Raw genomic sequence first — 21,324 nt, forward strand, 5'->3', positions numbered from 1 at the left:
CGCCATGTTCAATACGGCCGTCAGGCGCCCGGGTATCCTGTACTCGTCAACTTCTGAACGGAGAGGACGATGTCCCGACACTCGAACGATCCCACCGCGCCGGCCGGCCGGGGCCAGTGCCAGAGCATTGACCTGCTCGGCAAGATCGCGCAGATCGACGGTCACTGGCAACCGCGCGTCGTCGCGGAAATGAACGACTATCAGTTCAAGGTGGTGAAGGTCGAAGGCGACTTCCAGTGGCACCGGCATGCCGACACCGATGAAACCTTTATCGTCCTCGAAGGCGAGTTGCGCATCGATGTCCGGCAGGGGCCGTCCGGCGACGCTTCGATCGTGCTGCGGGCCGGGCAGATGGCGGTGGTGCCGAAGGGCGTCGAGCACAAGCCCTGCGCCAGCGCGGAAGCCAAGCTGCTGCTGATCGAGCCGCGCGGCGTGGTGAACACGGGCGACGGTCCGGCGGGCGCGCGTACCGTTGAGAACGACCAGTGGATTTGAGGTGCGCCCCCAAACAGCGATTTCCCTCCCGCCTGTTTTCTCCCCTCTCCCGCTTGCGGGAGAGATCAACGCACGTCTTGCACTTGCCGACTTGCTGCCACGAACCGGGGCGTCGTCCCCGCGAAGGCGGGGACCCAGTGGCTTTCTGTCCCCCGAAGGGGGACTTTTAAGACGCTGGATTCCCGCCTTCGCGGGAATGACGGTGGCATTTGATTCTTTGGCGGTACTAGCAGAATCAATGGGTTAGCAACGGTTCCTGGGTAGGGGGCGGGGGTGAGGGCCGGCGCATCAACGAAGTCAGGCGCATCAATTCGTGCGCACCTGCATCACCCCCCGAAACTCGGCGGCGCGCTACCGCTGGCTCACCGCTTGCCGTCCTTCACATAAACACGTTCCCCGGCCACCCACGTTTCCAGCACCTGCGTCTTCCAGATATCGGCAGGCTTGACCTTGAACAGGTCCTGGTCGACCAGGATAAAGTCCGCCCACTTGCCCGGCTCGAGCGAGCCCAGCGTTTTCTCCTGGTGTTCGGCGTAGGCCGCGTCCAGCGTGAAGGCGCGGAACGCCTGCGCCAGCGTCATCGCTTCTTCCGGATGCCAGCCTTTGATCGGGCGGCCTTCATGGTCGGTGCGGGTGACGGCCGCGTGCAGGCCGTAGAACGGGTTGGCCGATTCCACCGGGAAGTCGGAGCCGCCCGCGATCACCGTGCCTTGCTTGAGCAGGGTCTGCCACGCGTAGGCGCCCTTGATGCGGTCCTTGCCGACGCGGTCCTCGGCCATGTTCATGTCGCTGGTCGCGTGCGTGGGTTGCATCGACGCGATCAGGTCGAGGGACTTGAAGCGCGGGATGTCCGGCAGCGCGATCACCTGTGCGTGCTCGACGCGGTTGCGCAGCTGGCGCCCGCCCACCTCCTTGTACGCCGCTTCCATGGCGTCCAGCACCTGGTGGTTGGTGGCGTCGCCGATGGCGTGGATGTTGACCTGGTAGCCGGCCTTGATCGCGGTCTTGACGGCGGCCTGCATCGCGGCATCGCTCATGAACAGCAGGCCGCTGTGCACGTGGTCGTCCGAATACGGTGCCATCAGCGCGGCGCCGCGGCTGCCGAGCGCGCCATCGCCGTACAGCTTGACCGCGCGCAGGTAGTAGCGGTCATTGCCGTAGCCCGACAGCGGCCCCTTGGCCGACAGCGTCTTGAAGTCGTCGCCGGTGTCGCGGATCATGCCGTAGATGCGGGTGGTCAGCTTGCCCTGGTCGGCGAATTCGCGGTAGATCCGGTCTTCGGCGACGGTCACGCCGGCGTCGCCCGCGGCGGTCAGGCCGAGCGCGTTCATGTGCGCCAGCGCGGCGGCGAGCGCGGCGCGGCGGTCGTCGTCGCTGTACGGCGGGATCACGTTGTTGACCAGCGCCATGGCCTTGTCGACCAGCACGCCGGTGGGGTTGCCGCTGGCATCGCGCTCGATGCGTCCGCCGGCCGGATCCTTGGTATCGCGCGTGATGCCGGCCGCTTGCAGCGCCTTGGTGTTCAGCCACGCGGCGTGGCCGTCGACGCGCACCAGCCGCACCGGGCGGTCCGACACCGCGGCGTCAAGCTCGGCCGCGGTCGGGAAGCGGCCCAGCTTCCAGTTGACCTGGTTCCAGCCATAGCCCAGCAGCCACTTGCGCTGTGGGTTCTTGTCGCCATAGGCGCGGATCATGCCCTGGGCCTCGGCCAGCGTGCGCGTGCCCGACAGCGAGATCTCGGTGGTCTTGAAGCCCAGGCGGAACACATGGCCGTGGGCATCGATCAGGCCCGGCAGCAGGGTCTTGCCCTGGCCGTCGATGCGCTGTGCGCCGGGGTACTGCGCGCGCAGGGCGGCGGCGTCGCCGGTGGCCAGCACCTTGCCCTGGTCGAATACCAGCCCGGTGAAGCGGGTGACCTTGTCCTGCTGCAGGGTATAGCCCTGCACCGACTCCACCAGCGTGGGCGCGGCGTGCGCGGGCAGGCCCAGGGCCATGCCGGCGCCAAGTGCCAGCAGGCTGATGCGGATTGCTTTCTTCAAAGCGATGCTCCTTGTTGTTGTGCTTTTTGCTTGTTACTGCGGATTGCAGGCGCCCGGGAACGGCGCCTATTCACCGGCCGCCGGCACGGCGGTGCGCGTTACGGCGGCATCGCGGGCCGGCAGCGCGGGGAATTCCATTTCGGCGTAGGGCACGAAGCGCGTCTTGCGCGCCACGCGGTAGCCCAGCCAGATCAGCAGGAAGATCGGAATGCCGATGTAAGTGGCGGCCACGCTGACCCAGTCGATCTTGCCGCTGGTAAAGGCCTGGTAGTTCTGGCCCAGCGTCACCACCAGGCACAGCCCGAAGGCGAAGATCGGCCCGTACGGAAAGAACGGCGAGCGATAGGGCAGGCGGTTCAGGTCATGCCCCTGGGCGACAAAGCCCTTGCGGAAGCGGTAATGGCTGACGGCGATGCCGAGCCAGGCAATGAAGCCGGTCATGCCCGACAGGTTCAGCAGCCACAGGTACACCGACTTGCTTTCGAACAGCGAGGTCAGGAAGCACAGCGCGCCGACCGCGGTGGTGGCCAGCAGCGCCACCAGCGGCACGCCGTTGCGCGTCAGCCGCGCAAACACGCGCGGCGCGCGGCCCTCGGTGGCCAGGTTGTACAGCATGCGGGTCGAGGCATACATGCCGGAGTTGCCCGCCGACAGCACGGCGGTCAGGATCACCGCGTTCATCACGCCGGCGGCAAAGGCCAGGCCCGCATGACGGAACACCAGCGTGAACGGGCTCACGCCCACGGTCTGCACGTCGCTCTTGAGCAGGCTGGGGTCGGTGTAGGGAATCAGGATGCCGATGATCAGGATCGCCAGCACATAGAACAGCAGGATGCGCCAGAACACCTGGCGCACCGCGCGCGGGATGTTCTTGGCCGGATCGGCCGATTCGCCGGCGGCGACGCCGATCAGCTCGGTGCCCTGGAACGAGAACCCGGCAATCATGGCCACGCCGATCAGCGCCGGCAGCCCGCCGACGAAGGGCGCATCGCCGGTGGTCAGGTTGGCCAGGCCGTGGCTGGCCGACATGTCGCCGCGCAGGATGCCGAAGATCATCAGCGTGCCGATGCCGATAAAGGCGATCACCGTCACTACCTTGACCAGCGCGCACCAGTATTCGGCCTCGCCGAAGCCGCGCACCGAGATCGCATTGAGCGCGAACATCAGGCCAAGGAACAGCGCGCTCCACAGCACGCCGGGCGTGTCCGGGAACCAGTACTGCATCACCAGCTGCGCCGCGGCCAGTTCCACCGCGATGGTCACGGCCCAGTTGTACCAGTAGTTCCAGCCCAGCGCGAAGCCGAAGCCCTCGTCGACATAGCGCGCGCCATAGGTGGCGAACGAGCCCGACACCGGCATGTAGGCAGCCAGTTCGCCCAGGCTGGTCATCAGGAAATAGACCATCGCGCCGATCAGGACATAGGCGGCCAGCGCGCCGCCGGGCCCGGCTTGCGCGATGGTGGCCCCCGAGGCGACGAACAGTCCCGTGCCGATGGAGCCGCCGATGGCGATCATGGTGAGATGGCGTGCGCGCAGGGTGCGGCGCAAGGTGGGCGCGGCTGCGCCGGCGGAGGAAGGCTGGGAAGGTTGGCTCGACATCGGGATCCGGTCTGGGCGCGCGCCGTGCGGTGCAAGGCAAACGGCCGCGAAGGCGCGCAACTATGCCGGCAGCGCCGGGCGGCCGCAAGCTGCGCCAGGGCGCCAGCCGCATGGGCGGCGACATCTGCCGCAGGGCCTCCTCCCGGTGCTTACCGGCCGGTATATTGGGCGGCATCATAAGAGAAATCGCTGTGCAGGGAAAGCCGCTGCCCGCCCGCGTGGGCCGGGTGCGCTGTGCGAAGTGGCGCACTCGTCGCCAGGTGCCGGGCCGCCCGCCGTAGCTGTTGCGGTGTAGGACAAACTCCCGGCGCGGACAGGAATGGCACCGCTGCCGATGCCGGCGCGCGCGGTATATCTTGCGAAGTAGCAGGCGCTGCACGCCGGCCGGTGTGAGGAACCGGCCCATCCCCGTTCCTTCATTCACTGGTGCAGGGAGACTGACGGATGTTCCAGACGCACAGCGATGTTCCGTTCGACGCCCGGCGGCCGATGACCGCGGGGTGCGCCGGCGCAGGCTGGTGCCGGCGCGCGGGCCGGCTGGCCGCGATCGCGCTGGCCGGTGTGCTCGGCACCGCGGTGCTGGGCGGCTGCGCCAGCCTGCCGGCGCAGGCGGAGCGCACCCCCTCGAGCGCGCCGGCGAATACCGGCGACACGCCGCTGGGCAAGGTGCTGGCGCCGCGCCTGGCCAAGCGTCCGGGCGAGTCGCTGTTCTACCCGCTCCAGTCCGGGCCCGACGCGCTGGCGGCGCGGCTGGCGATGGCGCGCGCGGCGCAGCGCAGCCTGGACCTGCAGACCTATATCTTCGAGCCGACCGGCACCGGCGCCGCCGTGCTGGGCGACATCCTGGACGCGGCCGACCGCGGCGTGCGCGTGCGCATGCTGCTCGATGACCTGCATACCGGCGGCCTCGACAAGGTCCTGTCGGCGATCGACTCGCATCCCAATATCGAGGTGCGCCTGTTCAACCCGTTCGCCAACCGCAGCGTGCGCTGGCTGGAAATGCTGACGAGCTTCAAGCGCCTGGACCGGCGCATGCACAACAAGTCGATGACGGTGGACAACCAGATCACGCTGCTGGGCGGGCGCAATGTCGGCGACGCGTACTTCTCGGCGCGCACCGACATGGACTTCAGCGACCTCGACGTGCTGGTGGCCGGGCCGGCGGTGCCGCAAGTTTCCGCGGTGTTCGACGAGTACTGGAACGACACGTCATCCTATCCCGTGGTGGCGCTGATCCCCGCAGGCAAGGAAGCGCCGGTGGAGATGCGCAGCCTGCGCAAGCGGCTGGAGGCGCGCGGCGACCAGGCCGTGGCCAGCCCCTACGTGCAGGAGCTGCTGGATTCGGGCCTGGCCAGGGGGATAGAGAGCGGCCATATGCCCGGCTACTACGGCAAGGCCGTGGTGGTGTCCGACAAGGCGGCCAAGATCACCCACCAGACCCACGACGACCCCGGGCACGCCACCGCCCGGCTGGAGAAGATGATCAGCGGCGCGCAGAAGGAGGTGCTGCTGATCTCGCCCTACTTCGTGCCGGACGACGACGGCGAAGCCTGGCTGATCGCGCTGGCGCGGCGCGGCATCCGCGTGCGCATCCTGACCAACTCGTTTGCCGCCACCGACGTCAGTCCGGTGCACGCGGGCTACGCGCCGCACCGCCAGGCGCTGGTGGCCGCCGGCATCGAGCTGTACGAGCTCAAGCCCAGCGCCTATGCCGAGCTGGCCAACCGCGGCAAGGCCGCGCGCGGTTCGCGCTCGCGCGCCTGGCTGTCGTCCAGCCGCGCCAGCCTGCACGCCAAGAACTACATCGTCGACCGGCGCCTGGTGTTTATCGGCTCGCTCAACATGGACCCGCGCTCGGCCAAGCTGAACACCGAGATGGGCGTGGTGCTCGACAGCCCGGCACTGGCCGAACGCATGACCCGGTCCACCGAGGACGGCCTGCTCGACATGGCCTACTGCGTCGGGCTGCAGACCGATGGCGACGGCGGCAACCCGCGCCTGACCTGGACCACGCGCGAGAAGGGACAGCTGGTGGTGTACGACCGCGAGCCCGGCATGGGCCCGCTGCAACATCTGGGGATCGGCGTGTTGCGTGTGCTCCCGATCAAGGAAGAGCTCTGACGCGGGCCCGCGCGCGGCGGGCGGCTTTCCTGAACCGCTGTTTGGGGGTATTTTCTCCGGCACCGTAGCTGCCCCGAGAGGACTCCCATGAAAGCTGCAGTGCTGCATCAACCCAAGACGCCGCTGGTGATCGAAGACGTGGCCATCGGCAAGCCCGGACCGCGCGAAGTGCTGGTGCGCACCGCTGCGGTCGGCGTGTGCCATTCGGACCTGCACTTCGTCGACGGCGCCTACCCGCACCCGGTCCCGACCATCCCGGGCCACGAGGCCGCCGGCGTGGTCGAGCAGGTCGGCTCTGAAGTCCGCACGGTCAAGCCCGGCGACCACGTCATCACCTGCCTGTCGGCCTACTGCGGCCATTGCGAGCACTGCCTGACCGGCCACCTGTCGCTGTGCACCGAGCCCGATACCCGCCGCCGCGAAGACCAGGAGCCGCGTCTGCAGGCCCCGCAGGGCAAGACCCTGCACCAGTTCCTGAACCTGTCGGCCTTCGCCGAGCAGATGCTGATCCATGAGCACGCGCTGGTGGCGATCCGGCGCGACATGCCGCTGGACCGCGCCGCGCTGATCGGGTGCGCGGTGACCACCGGCATGGGCGCCGTGATCCATACCGCCAGGGTGCAGCCGGGCGAGACCGTCGCCGTGATCGGCTGCGGCGGCATCGGGCTGGCCACGGTCAACAGCGCCGCCATTGCCGGCGCCGGCCGCATCATCGCCATCGACCGTGTGCCCGCCAAGCTGGAGCTGGCCCGCAAGTTCGGCGCCACCGACGTGATCGATGCCAGCGACGGCAATGTACCGGACGCGGTGCGCACGCTTACCGGCGGTGGCGTGCACCATGCCTTCGAGGCCATCGGCCTGAAGGAAACCACCGAGCAGGCCTTTGCCATGCTGCGCCGCGGCGGCACCGCCACGGTCATCGGCATGATCGCGCCGGGCGTCAAGATCGAGCTGAAGGGCAGCGACTTCCTGGGTGAGAAGCGCATCCAGGGCTCGCTGATGGGCTCCAACCGCTTCCCGGTCGACATGCCGCGCATGGTGGATTTCTACATGGCCGGGCGCCTGCACCTGGACGAGCTGATCGCGCAGCGGCTGCCGCTGGCGCGCATCAACGACGCCTTCGACGAACTGCGCCGCGGCGAGCTGGCGCGCTCGGTGATTTTGTTCGAATAGGCGCGCAACCGGGCTCGGCGTCTTGCCGGCAGGCGGGGCGCCGGGCCCGCGGTCAATAAGGCTGATCCGCCGGCCGCACCTCGAAGCGCAGGATCTCGGCCAGGTCCAGCATCTCTTCATCATCTTCGCTGCGCGTCATCCAGCCGCCGTAGGCGTCACCGCCGGTATCCCAGTTCCACAGCGTATAGCCGGCCACGCGCAGCTGGTTATGCGCCAGCTCCATCAGCTCCGGCACGCTGGTGCTCTCCAGGAAGACCTCGTCCTCGGGGTCGTCGGTGCCCCAGTCGAGCTCCAGGTCCATCCGCTCGCACAGCTGGTTCAGGCAGCCGATAAAGGACTGCGCATCCTTCCAGTCGACAAAGAACCCGGACTGCCAGTCGATGACCTCGCGGATCACCCACAGCAGTTCCGGCCCTTCGGTGTCGTCGTCCTCGGCCTCGAGCAGGGCATCCTCGAACATCGCCAGCTGCGCCGAGGTCTGGGCGCTGTCGCCAAGGTTAATCAGGGCGAAGAAACGCGCGATCGCGTCCTGCGTGTCGTCGTCCAGCGGTGTGACCATCTTTTTCTCCTGTTGCCGCGGCGCGCTAGGCCGCGATGCGGATGATCTCGCGTTGGCCCGCCGGTGTCACGCGCAGCGCGCGCGAGGTGCGCGTCGGCTCGACCCAGCCGCGCGCCAGCAGGCTGCCCAGCAGCGCCGCGCCCAGCGCGCCGCCCAGGTGCGGCCTGCGCTCGCTCCAGTCCGGGCAGGTGCAGGCAAACTGCCGCCGCTTGCGGCGCGCCGCGTCCACGTCCACGCCCAGCCCCGCCAGCGCTTGCGCGCCGTCGCCGCTGAGTTCGACCCGCTGCCCGTCCTGCATCAGCCAGCCCGACTGCGTCATGCGCTCGAACAGCCCCACTGCCAGCTCCCCCGCCAGATGGTCATAGCAGGTACGCGCCTGGCGCAGCGCCGGCGGCGCCGTGCGCGACACCGGCACCGCCCGCAGCCGCGGCGGCTGGCTCGCCAGCGACGCTGACGCCAGCGCCTCGATCGCCACGCCGATCTCCGGCGCCGCCAGCCGGTAATAGCGGTTGCGCCCGCGCGTCTCCGCCACCAGCAGGCCGCCTTCAGTCAGGCGCGCCAGGTGCCCGCTGGTGGAAGACGCCGACAGGCCGGCGATCAACGCCAGCTCGCCCGCCGGCCGTGCGCTGCCGTCCATCAGCGCCCACAGCATGGCGGCGCGGCCGGGATCGGCGAGCAGGCTGGCGAGGTGGCTGATGCCGGGGGTGTAATCCATGGTTCAGGTCCGGGTGAAGGGTGTCTGCGCAGTATAGGCGAGCGGAAAAGGTCTGAAGGTCAAGGCACGCAAGTTCCCGCGAAGCGACCTACGCGCGGCAATATCGTGGCCCCAGATCCGGTCAATGCTGATGCGGTACGGTCATCGATGTCGGCGGCGATCCCGTGGCCTTCAGGTCAGGGACGGTGACGGTGACGACCTCAGTGGCGAGGATCTTGTGGCCAGGATCCGCCAGTTCCAGGCGCAGCTTGTGCGGCCCCGGCGTAAGCCCGACCACGATGATCGGATCCTGGCTTGTATGGGCCCAGGTGCCATGGGCATCGTCAACCGTCACGTGCAGGTGCCCGATACGCGGCGAGATGTCGACGGCCGCTTGCCGAACACTGGGCATGGCGTTTTCCTTTCATGCAGATGGGTCGCCGCCACGTGCACGGCCTGGACCGGTGTGACGAGCAGCTTCAGGACAGGCCTCGTATAGGAACACACCTCAGCGGCGGGCAGTCGGGATCTTTGTATGACAACGTAGCGGCGCAACCGGCCGATACAGACGAATACATTAAACGCCGGCGTTGGCTATAACCGGGATACATCTGCATCGTTCAATGCTGTTCATGCAACGCATATCCGCCGCGATGGCTGGATGGCTTGCAGGCCCTCAAGCAAAGGGCAGATGACATGCGGGTCGAGCAGGTCTCGACCGCGCCAGACCCATGTCATTTGCAAATATCCCGATCCGAACAGAAGGACACTCCAACATGCATTTCGCCAAGTTTGCAACAGCCGCCATGACCGTCGTCTGCCTTGCTGCAACCCTCCACAGCGCTCAGGCACAAACACCGGCAATCCATCGGACCGACCTGGTCAGCCATGAGCTGAGCGTCGCGGGCAAGGAAGGCATTCAGGTGCGGGTGGACTTTGAGCCCGGGGCATTTGCGCCAAGGCATGCGCACCCGGGTGAGGAAATCGCTTACGTACTGCAGGGCACCCTTGAGTATCAACTTGGCGAGCAGCCGCCGGTGAGGCTGAAGGCAGGTGAATCGCTATTCATTCCGGCAGGTACGCCGCACTCGGCCCGCAACGTTGGTAGCGGGCAGGCGTCGGAGCTGGCAACCTATATCGTCACGAAAGGCGCGAAGCTGGTCGTGCCGGCGCAATAAGCTAACGGCCGCAGGCTGCACGGACTGAAGCGCCGGACTGCGCAGCAGGACCGGCGTTGAGGCGCGGAGCGGTGCAATCATGGGTGGAAGCGCTTATAGCCCCGCCCAAGCAATCCGAACCAGCTCCCGCCCTTCTCAGTCAATGAGTACGAAAGGTCACGGCACGTTCCGCGGCGGTGTCCAACGCGATCCCTCTTGAAATTTCGCGGCGCCGTTACTATTTTATTTTTCGCTCAGGCAGTCGCGACGTCGCGCGCTGCGTGTTTCTGTTTGTTTGCCAGCAGCTTGGCAGGCGAATGGGAGCGCGTTGCCCCTTCGCCTCCTTGCTGCATCGAAGGAGGATACGACCATGAGTGATCTATTCTTCGGAACCGACCTGTTCAACGAGCTCGACCGCATGCAGAGGCAGATGGCGGGCTTGTTCGGCGGATTCCCATCCAGCATTCGCTCCGGCCGTTTCGGAGCCTTTCCACCCATCAATATCGGTGCCACGGACGACTCGTTCGAGGTGGTGGCGTTCGCACCCGGGATCAGGCAAGACAAGCTCGAGGTGTCGATCGATAAGGGCTTGCTGACCATCAGCGGCGAGCGCGAACCGACACATGCGGTCGACGATCCGGAATTGCGCCTGTACAAGCAGGAGCGATTCACCGGCAGCTTCCGGCGCGTGGTCGAGCTGCCGCAGGGCGCCGACCCTGGAAAAGTCCAGGCGCGCTATGCCAACGGCTGCCTGTCTGTCACTGTTGGCAAGCAGGAAGCCTCGAAGCCCCGGGCGATCACGGTCCAGTAACGCGAGGAGCCAGCCATGAACGATACGACGCAAGTGGTTGAACGCAGCCAGAGCGCGGTGACGAAAGACCAGGAGGAAAAGTCGCTGCCGGCCATGACGTTGCTGCCCGCGGTCGACATCGTCGAGGACAGCAACGGTGTCACCCTCTGGGCAGACCTTCCGGGCGTGACCAAGGACAAGCTCGAGGTGAATGTCCATGACGGCAACCTCCATATCGAGGCCGAGGCGGTGGTGCCGACTCCTAAAGGCCTGCGCGTGCAACACGCAGAAATCCGGGAACCTCACTTCGCCCGCGCGTTCTCGTTAAGTGCCGATCTTGATACGTCGAGAATCGAGGCGAACCTGCACGACGGCGTACTCAAATTAACGATCCCGCGGCGCGAGGAAGCGCGCCCGCGCCGCATCGAAGTCACCGTGGCGTGAGTGTCCGCTGGCACGTCGGCAGCGCCAACCTGCGCGCTGCCGACGGCTGCTGCCGCCTGGAGCGCGCGTATGGGGCATTGATGCGCAGCATCCGATGGGTATCTGTTGGCAAAGGGAGACTTCGATGGAGTTTGATTCCGAATGGATAACGCTGGGCAAGCATCGGCTGCGGCTGAGATGCGCGCGCGGGTTCCCAACGGAGAGGACGCGGTGTGTGGCGGAACTCGCCAGGATTGCCATCGAGAGCAATCTGAGCGCAGCGGCACGGCTGGTCGAGGTAAGCAGTGAAGGCGAAAGGGCCTACACGGTCAGCGTCGGCACGACGTTTGCCAAAGACCGTGAAGCAGCCCCGCATTCTGGAGCTGGCGTTGTCCACGATGCTTGGGTTGAAGTTGGGCCAAGTCGCCATGGAAATCGTGGTAGTCAGCCAGGCAGACGTTGACAAGCACTTTGGCGTCTACGAACGAATGCTCGCGGAAAAGCTGGGCATCGTGCCCTGCATACAGTGACAGCCGGGGCCATTGGCGAGTGCGCCCCCACTGCGTCATGGCCGATTTCAGCCGGCCGGCGTGCATCGAGGTTCTGGCAGCTGCCGGCCACCGCCATTTTCCGCCGCCGAGATAAGGGCTTGCGCCAACGCATCCGCAATCCGCCGCCCGCTTACGCCCTGCACCAATTCCATACAGTGGAATTGTGGGGCTGTGCAGCGGCCCGCCAGAGCCTAAGCTCCCTGTAACAAAGAAACGCGCCCGGTGCATGCAGACTGCTGGCCGCGGCGTTCCGACTTGTTCCAGGAGACACAGCATGCATCCGTTCCGTACCGGGCTCTTCCGCTGGCTTGCCGCGGCAGCCATCCCCTGCCTCATGGCTGCGCCCCTGCCCGCGCTGGCGGCCTTTCCCGACAAACCAATCCGCCTGGTGGTGCCATTCGCCGCCGGCGGCGGCACGGATCTGTTGGCGCGTGCGATGGGCATCACCATGGGCGAGGACCTGGGCCAGCCTGTCGTCGTCGAGAACAAGCCCGGTGGGGGCACAATCATCGGCACCGACGCGGTGGCCAAGAGCACGCCCGACGGCTACACCCTGGTGATGGCGACCATGGCCCACGCTGTGAATCCCAGCCTGCACAAGAAGCTGCCGTTCGATACCGAGAAGGCCTTCGCGCCGGTGATGCTGGTGGGCCGCTCTCCCAACGTGCTGGTGGTGAAGCCGGACAGCGCCATCAAGACCGTGCAGGACCTGATTGCGGCCGCCAGGGCGAAACCGGGCAAGCTCAACTATGCCTCGCAAGGCCCCGGCACCTCGGCGCACCTGGCCGGCGAGCTGTTCAAGAAGATGGCCAAGGTCGACATGAACCACATTCCCTATCGTGGCGCCGGCCCGGCGATCACGGACCTGCTCGGCGGGCAGGTCGACGTGATGTTCGCCACGGCGGCTGCGGTCGCGCCGCACCTGGAGAGCGGCAAGCTGCGCGCGGTGGCGGTCACGACCGCGCAGCGCTCGCAGGCGCCGGCGCTGAGCAAGGTGCCGACGATCGCGGAGAGCGGCGTGCCCGATTACGCGGCGGATAGCTGGTATGGCCTGTTCGCGCCGGCGGGGACGCCACCGGCGGTGATCACACGCCTGAACGCCGCGGCGAAGAAGGCCGTGCACACCGACGCCTTTCGCAAGCGCGCCGAGCACGAAGGCCTTGCCATCGGCGGCGGCACGCCGGACGAGTTCGGCCGCTACGTCAAGGGCGAGAGCCAGCGCTGGGGCAAGGTGATCAGGGACGCCAACATCACCGCCGACTGAGCGCGGCACCGTACAGGACAGATCGCACCGATCTCACAACAACGAACCGGACAGACCATGGACAACTATTCCCTGATCGAACTGAAGATCGAAGCTGGCATTGCGCTGCTTGCCTTTAACCGCCCCGACAAGCGCAATGCGATGAGCGACGACATGCGCTCGGAATTCATCGATGCGCTGGAACGCGTGGCGGCGGACCAGGCGATCCGCGCCCTGGTGCTTACCGGCAACGGCAAGGGTTTTTGCGCCGGCGGCGACGTGGCCGGCATGCAGCGCCGCATGGAAGCGCCGCAGGGTGAGGTGGGCTTCAACGGCTGGAGCCGCCAGCAGCGGGTCCATCACACCGTCAAGCTGCTGCACACCATGCCCAAGCCCACCATCGCCGCGGTCAACGGTGCCGCGGCCGGGCTGGGTGCCGATACCGCGCTGTGCTGCGATTTCGTGCTGGCGTCCGAAGCGGCGTCGTTCTCGTGGTCCTATATCCACCGCGGCCTGATCCCGGACGGGGGCGGCATGTATTTCCTGCCGCGCCGGGTGGGGCTGCCGGCAGCGAAGGAGCTGGTCTTCACCGGCCGCAAGGTCGAGGCGCAGGAAGCGAAGGCGCTTGGCATCGCCGACCGCCTGAGCACGCCCGAGGCGCTCATCGACGATGCGCTGGGCTGGGCGGCGGAACTGAGCCGGGGCTCGGCCACCGCGATCGCGCTGGGCAAGAGCATCATGAACCAGTCCTTCGAACTGCCCGCCGACCAGGTCTTTGCCCAGGGCAGCCAGGCACAGGGCATCTGCTACACCAGCAACGAGCATCGCGAGTCCGTGCTGGCCTTCCTGAACAAGACCGCAGCCAGGGCCTGACACCATGAACGCGATCCAACGACTTGTCACGCCGCGCAGCGTTGCCGTGATCGGCGCTTCCGCCGATCCCGCCAAGACCGCCGGCCGCCCGGTTTCCTACCTGCGCAAGCATGGCTTCGGCGGGGCGATCTATCCGGTCAACCCCAAGGTCGAGTCGATCGACGGGTTGCGCTGCTATCCCGATATTGCTTCGCTGCCCGAAGTGCCGGACGTCGGCATCGTGCTGCTGGGCGCCGAGCGCGCGCACATCGCGGTGCGCGACCTGGCGGCACGCGGCGTGGGCGCAGCCATCGTGCTGGCGAGCGGCTATACCGAGACCGGTGCCGAGGGCGCGCGGCGCCAGGCCGAACTGGTCGCGGCGGCCGGCAGCATGCGCCTGCTGGGGCCCAATACCATCGGCCTGGTCAACCTGACCGACAACATCCCGCTGTCGGCCAGCGGCGCTCTGGAGATGGACCAGTTCCCGGCCGGCAGCATCGGCGTGGTGTCGCAAAGCGGCGGCATCCTCGGCGCCTTGCTGTCGCGTGCAGCGGCGCGCGGCATCGGCCTGTCCAAGCTGGTGTCGACCAGCAATGAAGTCGACCTGGACCTGGCCGACTTTATCGACTACCTGGCCGATGACGAGGCCACCCGGGTGATCGCGTTGTATGTCGAGAGCGTGCGCAATCCGCAAGCGTTCCGGCGTGCGGCGCTGAAGGCGGCACGCGCCGGCAAGCCGGTGGTGGCGTTCAAGATCGGCCGCTCAGAAAGCGGCGCGCGCGCCGCGGTGTCGCATACCGGCGCGCTGGCCGGGGCGGACCGCATGTACGACGCGCTGTTCGAGCAAGTAGGCGTGATGCGCGCGCAGACCTTCTCGGACCTGCTCGACATGCCCGCCGCCCTGGCGACCGGGCGCAAGCTGAGCGGCAAGCGCGTCGCGATCCTGACCTCGACTGGCGGCGCCGGCACGCTGGTCTCCGACAGCCTGGGCGTAGCGGGCTTCGAGACGCCGGCGCCGGACGAGGCGACCGCGGCGAAGCTGCGCGCGCTGCAGCAAGGCGACCACGCTGCGCTCGACCGCAACCCGATCGACGTGACCCTGGCCGGGTTGCAGCCTGACCTGCTGCGCGCCGCGATCCGCATCCTGCTCGACAGCCCCAGCTATGACGCGGTGACGGTGATCGTGGGCTCGTCGGGCCTGGCCATGCCGGACCTGATGGCCAATGCCATTCGCGACTGCCTGCCCGGCAGCGACAAGCCGGTGATTGCTTATGTGAGCCCGCATGCGCCCGAAGTGGCGTCGCTGCTGAATCGTCGTGGCGTGCCGGCGTTTTCGGCGCCGGAAGCCTGCACCGTGGCGATCGACGCGATGCTGCGCGCGGGCCGGCTCGGCACAATCGATGAGGCGGGGACGCCCACGCTGCCGTTGCCGGACCTTGCGGCCTATGGCACGGGCCCGCTCGACGAAGCCGCAGCCAAGCGCCTGTTCGCCGGCTTCGGCATACCTGTCGCAAAGGAGGTGGTGGTTGCCGATGGCGACCAGGCCACGGCGGCCGCGCACGCTTTTCGCGGCAATGTCGTGCTGAAGATCCTGTCCGCCGAGATCAGCCACAAGAGCGATGTCGGTGGCGTGGCCGTCGATGTCCCGCCCGCGGAGGTGGCGAGCCGGCTGGCGAGGATGGCAAGCGAGGTGCAATCTGCCACGGGGATCGCGCCCCGGCGCTTCCTGGTGCAGGAAATGGTCAAGGGCGGCGTCGAAGTCATCCTCGGCATGCACCGCGATGCGCTTGGCACCGCGATCCTGCTCGGCATGGGTGGCGTGACCGCGGAACTGTTCGGCGATACCACGCTGCGGCTGCTGCCCGGAGCGCGCGGACTGACGCGCGAGGCCGCGCTGGAGATGATCGCGCGCCTGAAGACCGCGCCATTGCTGCGCGGCTTCCGGGGCCGCCCGCAGGCGGATGTGGACGCGTTGGCGGACGCCATCGTCGCGTTCTCGCGCATGGTCGCCACCCTTGGCGACCGGCTCGTCGAGGCGGAGATCAATCCGGTGTTCGTGCTGCCTGCGGGGCAGGGCGTGGTGGCCGCCGACGGCGTGGCGGTGCTGGCCGGCAACGATGGGCGTTGACGGGGCCCCGCCATGGGCAGCGAGTGTGATGCTGTCTGGCTCACTCTCGGCGGCCCGGATACGCTGCCGACGTATGGTACGGTGTCTCAAGGCGGCGGGCCACGCGCCCCATAGCCCGATGCCGCCGTCCGACCACATGGTGGCAAGCAGCGATTCCGCGTCATGGCAAACAGCATCATCGACTCCGAACGGATCAAACCAGGCAAGGGCAAGGCGACGCCGAACCGATCGCTCGAACGTGGCGTTGCCGTGCTGCGTGCCTTCCGCGCCGGATCGTCCGTGCTGGGCAACAGCGAAATCGCCGAACGGACCGGCTTGTCGCGTTCGACGGTCAGCCGGCTGACGCAATCGCTGGTCGAGACCGGCATGCTCGAATACATAGCGGGATCCCGGGCGTACCGGCTGGGTGTTCCGGTCCTCTGCATGGCGCATGCCATGCGCGACAGCTCGCAGGTGCTCAAGGTCGCGGCACCGATGATGGTGGAGGTCGCCATGCGGCACAGGATCAATGTCGGGCTGGCGGTGGCCGAGGCCGACGAGATGATCTACCTCGAGTCGTTCCGCTATAACCGGCGCCAGTCGCTGCGCACGGTGGTGAGCGGGCAGCGCATCCCGATGGCGCTGACCTCGCTTGGCCGCGCGCACCTTGCAACGCTGCCGCCGGAGGCGTTCAGCGCAAGGATGCGGGCCCTGGCCGACAAGAACCGCGGACGGGGCTGGGGCGAGCTGCGGCGGGACATCGAGGTGGCGGTGGCGTCCGTGCAGGCGAAGGGCTACTGCGTCGCGTCATGGCAACCCCAGGTGGTGGCCATGGCCACACCGCTGCGGTGCGCGGGATATGCCGTCCATGTCCTGAACGTCAGCATCTCCACGCCGCTGCCTGCGGAAGCGGTAGAGGCCGGCCTGGCGGCGCCGCTGATGAAGCTTGCCGCCGCCATCCAGGCCCGGATGGCGCGCGAAACCTAGGGCGATGACGCACCGAGGGGGGCGGCGCGGCGGCTGGCGCCGTCTGGTGTTTGTATGTAATATACAGAATATCAGCAAGAATATCACCATAACGGTGCGGCCAAAGAGCCGCGCCCCGGAGGCGCCATGCTTGACCCGTCCTTGTTCGGCCGCATGTCCTTTGCCGCCGCGGAACCGCATGCCGGTCCGCTGCCGGCCGGCCGCCATCGGCTCGGCGTGGCTGATGACCGCGATGCCGTGCTGTTCGTGCCGGACGGGCTCGAAGCCCAGACGCCAGTGCCTCTGATGGTCATGTTCCACGGCGCCGGCGGCTACCCCGAAAAAGTCCTGCCGCATCTCGAAGCCCATGCGCAGCGGCACCGCTTCCTGGTACTGGCGCCGCATTCGCTCTATCCCACCTGGGACATCGTCATCGGCGGCAATGGGCCGGACCTGCAGCGGCTGCACCAGGCACTGGCCGCGGTGACGTCGCGCTATCGCATCGATCCTCAGCGGCTGGCGTTTGCCGGATTCTCGGATGGCGCCAGCTATGCGCTGTCGCTGGGCATCACCAATGGCGATATCGCCAGCCATGTGATCGCGTTCTCCGGCGGCTTCCTTTCCGTGTTCATGCAGACCGGCGTCCCCAAGGTGTTTGTCGCGCACGGGCTCGCCGACGAGCAGCTGCCGATTGCCACCAGCGGGCGCGCGCATGCGGCCAAGTTGCGGGCCGCCGGCTATGACGTGGAATACGTCGAGTTCGACGGGCCGCATGTCATCCATGCGCCGGTGGTCGAGCGCGCGATCGATTTCTTCCTGCAGTGAAACCCTGGCCGCTGGCCGGGCGCGGCCACGCCATTGAACGGGAGTGCGGTACATGGATTTCGAGATTCCGGAGGCGCTGATCCATCCCCTGCTGGCGATGATCGAGACCGGGACGCCGCTGGCGCGGCAACTGCAGCAGCATGGCGTGTGCCACGGCAACATGCTGGTATCGAGCAAGCTGTTCGATGCGCAGGCGCTGACTTCGCTCTATACGCTCAGCAAGACCAGCAACGAGCGCGCGCTGATGTTCCAGATGCTGGCGCTGGACAACATCTACAACGCGCCACAGGCACGCCTGATTCCGGGGCTGGAGCAACTGGTGGCGGGCCTGGTCGCTTACCTGTCGCGCGATGCCATCGACGGCTGGCTGTACCAGCGCAACCGCGACGGCGTGCTGCTGCCCTGGCTGGTGCGCCGCATGCGGTATGTGGCGCCGGAGCAGGGCTTGTCATACGTGGTGGTGGACCTGCTCGCCAACACGATGCAATCGGCGAACTCCGCACTGACCGACCACCACCTGCGCCGCTCGGGCATGACCACGTCAATGGTGATCACCCGCGACGACATTGCCAACCGCACCATCCCTGAGCTGCTGGCCGAATTCGGCTTCTACAAGGAATGCACGGAATTCCGCCAGGAATACGAGCAGCACGCGCAGCGCTTCGTGCACTGCCAGCGCGGCTTCGGCGCGCAGTTCGTGGCGACGCGCGCGGCGTTCTCGGTCGATGCCAAGGGCGCGGCGGAGCTGATCCCCATCGCCGATGCCGCCGGTGCGCGCTGCGTCAATGACGAGGAGCGGCTCGAGCGCCGTTTCGAGATGACCTGCGACCCGTCGTTCTGGCGCGAGGCAGGCATCATGGAAGGCTTCGAGCGGGTGCCGCTGCATGGCTACGTGCACCTGTTCCACCTGGAATGGCACCGCAATATCTGGGTCCACGTGCAGCACCTGGACGCATATCGCTACCAGCCCGCGCTGCGCGACAAGCTGGTGCTGCCCGCGCACCACCGCGACCTGATCGACATCCTGACCTCGCACATGGACATGCTGGCGCCGGACTTCGTGCCGGGCAAGTCGGGCGGCACCACCATCCTGTGCCAGGGCGCGCCGGGCCTGGGCAAGACCCTAACCGCCGAGGTCTATGCCGAGGTGGTCGGCAAGCCGCTGTACCGCGTGCACTCGGGGCAGCTGGGCACCACCGCGGCGTCGGTCGGGGCCACGCTGATGACCATCCTGCGCCGCGCCATGCGCTGGAACGCCATCCTGCTGCTGGACGAGGCCGACGTCTATATCCGCCGCCGCGACAACGACCTCGAGCACAACGCCATCGTCGCCGAGTTCCTGCGCACGCTGGAGTACTTCAGCGGCCTGCTGTTCATGACCACCAACCGCATCGGCGACGTCGACGATGCCATTTTGTCGCGCTGCATCGCCACCATCCACTACACCACGCCGTGCCGCGAGGATGCCGTGCGGCTGTGGCAGCTGCAGGCGGCGCAGTTCGGCGCCGACCTGGACGATGCGCTGATCGATGCGCTGACCGACGCCTACCCCACCGCGAGCGGGCGCGACATCAAGGAGCTGCTGAAGCTGGCGACGCGCTACGGCAAGGCCAGGCAGATGCCGCTGTCGATGGACGTGTTCCGCCTGTGCGGGCAGTTCCGCGGGATCGGGTAAAGGGGGATGCAGGCAAAGGGATGGCCGCGGGTATGATGGCGCATCCGTCCAGGCAACCGCCCCAGCCACCCCGATGAGCCTCGACCCCGCCGAACTGCAGGCGCTACGCCCCTACCTGTTGCGCTTCGCCCGCCTGCAGCTGCGCGACGAGGCGGTGGCCGAGGATGCCGTCTCGGAAACCCTGCTGGCGGCGCTCGAGCACCCCGAGCGCTTTGCCGGCCAGTCCGCGCTGCGCACCTATCTGGTCGGCATCCTGAAGCACAAGATCATCGATGCGCTGCGCAGCGGCAGGCGCGAGGTGCGGCTGGCGCTGGCCGCCGACGGCGATGGCCAGCCGCAGTCCGACGACGACGCCTTCGACGCCCTGTTCACGCGCAACGGCCACTACCAGGATCCGCCCTCCGACTGGGGCGACCCGGAGCGCGCGTTCGAGCGCCGCGAGTTCTTCGAGATCCTGCAGCTATGCGTGGACCGCCTGCCGGCGCGGACCGGCCGCATCTTCATGATGCGCGAATGGCTGGAGCTGGACACCGAGGAAATCTGTCAGCATTTGCAGATCAGCGCGACCAATGCCTGGGCCATGCTTTACCGGGCCCGCATGCGCCTGCGCGAATGCCTGGAGCTGCACTGGTTCGGCCAGCGCGGCCGGCCCGGCAAGGCGGGCTGAGCCTGCCAACGTCCACGCAACCGAATCACCATCGAGCCAGATGCCGGAAACCCCGCCCTCCCGCCCCCCGCGCCGGCTGCTGCCGGATTGCGAAGAGGTGCACCACCTGACCATGAAGAGCCTGGACCTGCCGCTGTCCTGGTCGGAGCGGCTGCGCGTGCGCTCGCACCTGGCGATCTGCGATGCCTGCACCCGCTTCAGCGCGCAGATGCGCACGCTGCGCGAAGCCATGCACCGGCTGGGGCGCGACGAATGACAAAAGGCCAGCGCTTGCGCTGGCCTGCTCGCCGGCGTGGTTGGCTTGGTGCGTCGGCCGCTCAGGCGCGGGCGCCTTCGCCGTAGGGGTCGAAGTTGCCGGCGCGGCTGCCTTCGGTAAAGGTGTCGAAGCTGCGGCCCGGGGTGGTCGACACGCCGCTGCGGTCCAGGCCGGCCACGGTGCGGGCACCGTCGGTGAACGGATCGGCCTTGCCCGAGCGCGCACCGTCGCTGAAGGGATCGGCCTTGCCGGCGCGGGCGCCGTCGGTGAAGGCGTCGTGGCTGCGGAATTCATAACCATACTTGTCGCCGGCTACGGTGCTGCGGAAGCTGTAGCCGTACTTGTCGCCGGGCAGGGCGTCGGCGGCGGTGGCGGCTTGCGCGGCGCCCAGCGCGGCCAGGGACAGGAACAGGGCGGAAACGAGGCGGGTGGTCTTGGTCATGGTGGTTTCTCCGTTAGCTTGTTGAATTTGTCAGAAGGCGTTGCTTTGTGTGCGTGCCGTTCATGTACGGAACTATAGGAGTCCAGCCGCACGCCAAGCGAGCGCTTTGCCGGATGAGTTATTCAAAAATACTGAATATACGGACGCAGCCGCCGGCGCCGCTGGCATGACGCAAATGTAATGACCCCGTTGCCCGAATGCCCGCCGCGCCTCGGTTAAACTTGCGGCTCGCTGCCGGCGCCCCGGTTGTCATGCCAGCAGCGCCGATCTCACCCTTCATGCAACGGCTCCTCCTCATCCTCCTTGCGCTCGTGCTGCCGCTCCAGTTCGCCTGGGCGGGAGCCGCCGCGTATTGCGGTCATGAGGTCGCGCCGTCGGACAAGGCCCACTTCGGCCATCACGAGCACCGGCACCAGGCCGGCATCGGCAAGCCGGAGCAGCCAGCCGATCCTGCGCAGGACAAGGCCAAGCTCAACCTTGCCGATCCAGACTGCGGCGTCTGCCATATCGCCTCGCTGCCCTTCGCGCCGGCCGACGCGCAGGACGTGCCTGCGCTGCGCCGGGTGGAGCTGGCGCCGCCAGTGCCGCAGCCCAGCTTCTCTTCGCACAGCGCGCGGGCTCCCGACCGCCCCCAGTGGCCGCGTCTCGCTTAGCCGGCGAGACGACGCTTCCCCGCATTCCTGATCCTTG

Annotated in this window: 22 protein-coding genes and 1 pseudogene; 16 read left to right on the forward strand and 7 right to left on the reverse strand. The window is 67.5% G+C overall.

Annotated elements, in window-relative coordinates:
- Positions 1 to 69 precede the first annotated feature (69 nt).
- Entirely contained in the window at positions 70 to 495 is a 426-nt protein-coding gene (locus LIN44_RS24455) for a cupin domain-containing protein (RefSeq protein ID WP_227314840.1), read from the forward strand.
- A 362-nt stretch (positions 496 to 857) separates the two neighbouring features.
- Here LIN44_RS24455 and LIN44_RS24460 read toward each other — a convergent pair whose 3' ends face one another.
- Positions 858 to 2,534, reverse strand: a complete 1,677-nt coding sequence (locus LIN44_RS24460; RefSeq protein WP_227314841.1) for an amidohydrolase — start codon at positions 2,532 to 2,534, stop codon at positions 858 to 860.
- Positions 2,535 to 2,600: 66 nt separating this feature from the next.
- The gene (locus LIN44_RS24465) at positions 2,601 to 4,133 is read right to left on the reverse strand and encodes an amino acid permease (RefSeq protein ID WP_227314842.1); all 1,533 of its coding nucleotides are present in this window, start codon (positions 4,131 to 4,133) and stop codon (positions 2,601 to 2,603) included.
- 444 nt (positions 4,134 to 4,577) lie between these two features.
- On the opposite strand from LIN44_RS24465, the gene LIN44_RS24470 reads away from it, so the two are divergent.
- On the forward strand, positions 4,578 to 6,254 hold the full coding sequence (locus LIN44_RS24470) for a phospholipase D family protein (protein WP_227314843.1): 1,677 nt from the start codon (positions 4,578 to 4,580) through the stop codon (positions 6,252 to 6,254).
- Between the two features lie 87 nt (positions 6,255 to 6,341).
- Entirely contained in the window at positions 6,342 to 7,427 is a 1,086-nt protein-coding gene (locus tag LIN44_RS24475; protein WP_227314844.1) for a Zn-dependent alcohol dehydrogenase, read from the forward strand.
- Positions 7,428 to 7,479: 52 nt separating this feature from the next.
- Here LIN44_RS24475 and LIN44_RS24480 read toward each other — a convergent pair whose 3' ends face one another.
- From LIN44_RS24480 to LIN44_RS24490, 3 genes are all read right to left on the reverse strand, one after another.
- Positions 7,480 to 7,986, reverse strand: a complete 507-nt coding sequence (locus LIN44_RS24480; protein WP_227314845.1) for a hypothetical protein — start codon at positions 7,984 to 7,986, stop codon at positions 7,480 to 7,482.
- Positions 7,987 to 8,011: 25 nt separating this feature from the next.
- Positions 8,012 to 8,701: a helix-turn-helix transcriptional regulator gene (locus tag LIN44_RS24485; protein WP_227314846.1), complete on the reverse strand. Its 690-nt coding sequence runs from the start codon at positions 8,699 to 8,701 to the stop codon at positions 8,012 to 8,014.
- A 121-nt stretch (positions 8,702 to 8,822) separates the two neighbouring features.
- Positions 8,823 to 9,092, reverse strand: coding sequence for a DUF6130 family protein (locus LIN44_RS24490; protein WP_227314847.1), 270 nt, complete (start codon positions 9,090 to 9,092; stop codon positions 8,823 to 8,825).
- Positions 9,093 to 9,456: 364 nt separating this feature from the next.
- On the opposite strand from LIN44_RS24490, the gene LIN44_RS24495 reads away from it, so the two are divergent.
- From LIN44_RS24495 to LIN44_RS24550, 12 genes and pseudogenes are all read left to right on the forward strand, one after another.
- Positions 9,457 to 9,858, forward strand: coding sequence for a cupin domain-containing protein (locus LIN44_RS24495; RefSeq protein WP_227314848.1), 402 nt, complete (start codon positions 9,457 to 9,459; stop codon positions 9,856 to 9,858).
- Between the two features lie 349 nt (positions 9,859 to 10,207).
- On the forward strand, positions 10,208 to 10,648 hold the full coding sequence (locus LIN44_RS24500; RefSeq protein WP_227314849.1) for an Hsp20/alpha crystallin family protein: 441 nt from the start codon (positions 10,208 to 10,210) through the stop codon (positions 10,646 to 10,648).
- A 15-nt stretch (positions 10,649 to 10,663) separates the two neighbouring features.
- Positions 10,664 to 11,071 carry an Hsp20/alpha crystallin family protein gene (locus LIN44_RS24505; RefSeq protein WP_227314850.1) on the forward strand — a complete coding sequence of 136 codons (408 nt, stop codon included), beginning with the start codon at positions 10,664 to 10,666 and terminating at the stop codon, positions 11,069 to 11,071.
- A 124-nt stretch (positions 11,072 to 11,195) separates the two neighbouring features.
- Positions 11,196 to 11,580, forward strand: a pseudogene (locus LIN44_RS24510) (hypothetical protein).
- Positions 11,581 to 11,875: 295 nt separating this feature from the next.
- Entirely contained in the window at positions 11,876 to 12,865 is a 990-nt protein-coding gene (locus LIN44_RS24515) for a tripartite tricarboxylate transporter substrate binding protein (RefSeq protein ID WP_227314851.1), read from the forward strand.
- Between the two features lie 57 nt (positions 12,866 to 12,922).
- Complete coding sequence (locus tag LIN44_RS24520) at positions 12,923 to 13,717, forward strand: enoyl-CoA hydratase/isomerase family protein (protein ID WP_227314852.1); 795 nt, start codon at positions 12,923 to 12,925, stop codon at positions 13,715 to 13,717.
- Between the two features lie 4 nt (positions 13,718 to 13,721).
- Positions 13,722 to 15,824: an acetate--CoA ligase family protein gene (locus LIN44_RS24525; RefSeq protein ID WP_227314853.1), complete on the forward strand. Its 2,103-nt coding sequence runs from the start codon at positions 13,722 to 13,724 to the stop codon at positions 15,822 to 15,824.
- A 162-nt stretch (positions 15,825 to 15,986) separates the two neighbouring features.
- Positions 15,987 to 16,790: an IclR family transcriptional regulator gene (locus LIN44_RS24530; protein WP_227314854.1), complete on the forward strand. Its 804-nt coding sequence runs from the start codon at positions 15,987 to 15,989 to the stop codon at positions 16,788 to 16,790.
- Positions 16,791 to 16,916: 126 nt separating this feature from the next.
- Positions 16,917 to 17,594, forward strand: a complete 678-nt coding sequence (locus LIN44_RS24535) for an alpha/beta hydrolase (RefSeq protein ID WP_227314855.1) — start codon at positions 16,917 to 16,919, stop codon at positions 17,592 to 17,594.
- Between the two features lie 52 nt (positions 17,595 to 17,646).
- Positions 17,647 to 19,269, forward strand: coding sequence for an ATP-binding protein (locus tag LIN44_RS24540; RefSeq protein ID WP_227314856.1), 1,623 nt, complete (start codon positions 17,647 to 17,649; stop codon positions 19,267 to 19,269).
- 73 nt (positions 19,270 to 19,342) lie between these two features.
- Complete coding sequence (locus tag LIN44_RS24545; RefSeq protein ID WP_227314857.1) at positions 19,343 to 19,936, forward strand: sigma-70 family RNA polymerase sigma factor; 594 nt, start codon at positions 19,343 to 19,345, stop codon at positions 19,934 to 19,936.
- 40 nt (positions 19,937 to 19,976) lie between these two features.
- On the forward strand, positions 19,977 to 20,192 hold the full coding sequence (locus LIN44_RS24550) for a zf-HC2 domain-containing protein (RefSeq protein ID WP_227314858.1): 216 nt from the start codon (positions 19,977 to 19,979) through the stop codon (positions 20,190 to 20,192).
- A 61-nt stretch (positions 20,193 to 20,253) separates the two neighbouring features.
- Here LIN44_RS24550 and LIN44_RS24555 read toward each other — a convergent pair whose 3' ends face one another.
- Positions 20,254 to 20,634 (reverse strand): hypothetical protein, encoded by a 381-nt coding sequence (locus LIN44_RS24555; RefSeq protein ID WP_227314859.1) that lies wholly within the window; start codon positions 20,632 to 20,634, stop codon positions 20,254 to 20,256.
- Between the two features lie 118 nt (positions 20,635 to 20,752).
- Complete coding sequence (locus tag LIN44_RS24560) at positions 20,753 to 20,914, reverse strand: hypothetical protein (protein ID WP_227314860.1); 162 nt, start codon at positions 20,912 to 20,914, stop codon at positions 20,753 to 20,755.
- On the opposite strand from LIN44_RS24560, the gene czcI reads away from it, so the two are divergent.
- Complete coding sequence (czcI, locus tag LIN44_RS24565) at positions 20,913 to 21,287, forward strand: cation efflux protein, CzcI family (RefSeq protein ID WP_227314861.1); 375 nt, start codon at positions 20,913 to 20,915, stop codon at positions 21,285 to 21,287. The genes LIN44_RS24560 and czcI overlap by 2 nt on opposite strands.
- The last annotated feature ends 37 nt before the right edge of the window (positions 21,288 to 21,324 follow it).

It is taken from the genome of Cupriavidus sp. MP-37, from assembly GCF_020618415.1.
Taxonomy (GTDB): Bacteria; Pseudomonadota; Gammaproteobacteria; order Burkholderiales; family Burkholderiaceae; genus Cupriavidus.

Excerpts from the sequence above, each read along its gene's own strand:
- LIN44_RS24455 (WP_227314840.1), top strand. The coding sequence starts at position 70 with ATGTCCCGACACTCGAACGATCCCACCGCGCCGGCCGGCCGGGGCCAG.
- LIN44_RS24465 (WP_227314842.1), bottom strand. The coding sequence starts at position 4,133 with ATGTCGAGCCAACCTTCCCAGCCTTCCTCCGCCGGCGCAGCCGCGCCC.
- LIN44_RS24470 (WP_227314843.1), top strand. The coding sequence starts at position 4,578 with ATGTTCCAGACGCACAGCGATGTTCCGTTCGACGCCCGGCGGCCGATG.
- LIN44_RS24475 (WP_227314844.1), top strand. The coding sequence starts at position 6,342 with ATGAAAGCTGCAGTGCTGCATCAACCCAAGACGCCGCTGGTGATCGAA.
- LIN44_RS24480 (WP_227314845.1), bottom strand. The coding sequence starts at position 7,986 with ATGGTCACACCGCTGGACGACGACACGCAGGACGCGATCGCGCGTTTC.
- LIN44_RS24485 (WP_227314846.1), bottom strand. The coding sequence starts at position 8,701 with ATGGATTACACCCCCGGCATCAGCCACCTCGCCAGCCTGCTCGCCGAT.
- LIN44_RS24490 (WP_227314847.1), bottom strand. The coding sequence starts at position 9,092 with ATGCCCAGTGTTCGGCAAGCGGCCGTCGACATCTCGCCGCGTATCGGG.
- LIN44_RS24495 (WP_227314848.1), top strand. The coding sequence starts at position 9,457 with ATGCATTTCGCCAAGTTTGCAACAGCCGCCATGACCGTCGTCTGCCTT.
- LIN44_RS24500 (WP_227314849.1), top strand. The coding sequence starts at position 10,208 with ATGAGTGATCTATTCTTCGGAACCGACCTGTTCAACGAGCTCGACCGC.
- LIN44_RS24505 (WP_227314850.1), top strand. The coding sequence starts at position 10,664 with ATGAACGATACGACGCAAGTGGTTGAACGCAGCCAGAGCGCGGTGACG.
- LIN44_RS24515 (WP_227314851.1), top strand. The coding sequence starts at position 11,876 with ATGCATCCGTTCCGTACCGGGCTCTTCCGCTGGCTTGCCGCGGCAGCC.
- LIN44_RS24520 (WP_227314852.1), top strand. The coding sequence starts at position 12,923 with ATGGACAACTATTCCCTGATCGAACTGAAGATCGAAGCTGGCATTGCG.
- LIN44_RS24525 (WP_227314853.1), top strand. The coding sequence starts at position 13,722 with ATGAACGCGATCCAACGACTTGTCACGCCGCGCAGCGTTGCCGTGATC.
- LIN44_RS24530 (WP_227314854.1), top strand. The coding sequence starts at position 15,987 with ATGGCAAACAGCATCATCGACTCCGAACGGATCAAACCAGGCAAGGGC.
- LIN44_RS24535 (WP_227314855.1), top strand. The coding sequence starts at position 16,917 with ATGCTTGACCCGTCCTTGTTCGGCCGCATGTCCTTTGCCGCCGCGGAA.
- LIN44_RS24540 (WP_227314856.1), top strand. The coding sequence starts at position 17,647 with ATGGATTTCGAGATTCCGGAGGCGCTGATCCATCCCCTGCTGGCGATG.
- LIN44_RS24545 (WP_227314857.1), top strand. The coding sequence starts at position 19,343 with ATGAGCCTCGACCCCGCCGAACTGCAGGCGCTACGCCCCTACCTGTTG.
- LIN44_RS24550 (WP_227314858.1), top strand. The coding sequence starts at position 19,977 with ATGCCGGAAACCCCGCCCTCCCGCCCCCCGCGCCGGCTGCTGCCGGAT.
- LIN44_RS24555 (WP_227314859.1), bottom strand. The coding sequence starts at position 20,634 with ATGACCAAGACCACCCGCCTCGTTTCCGCCCTGTTCCTGTCCCTGGCC.
- czcI (WP_227314861.1), top strand. The coding sequence starts at position 20,913 with ATGCAACGGCTCCTCCTCATCCTCCTTGCGCTCGTGCTGCCGCTCCAG.
- LIN44_RS24560 (WP_227314860.1), bottom strand. The coding sequence starts at position 20,914 with ATGAAGGGTGAGATCGGCGCTGCTGGCATGACAACCGGGGCGCCGGCA.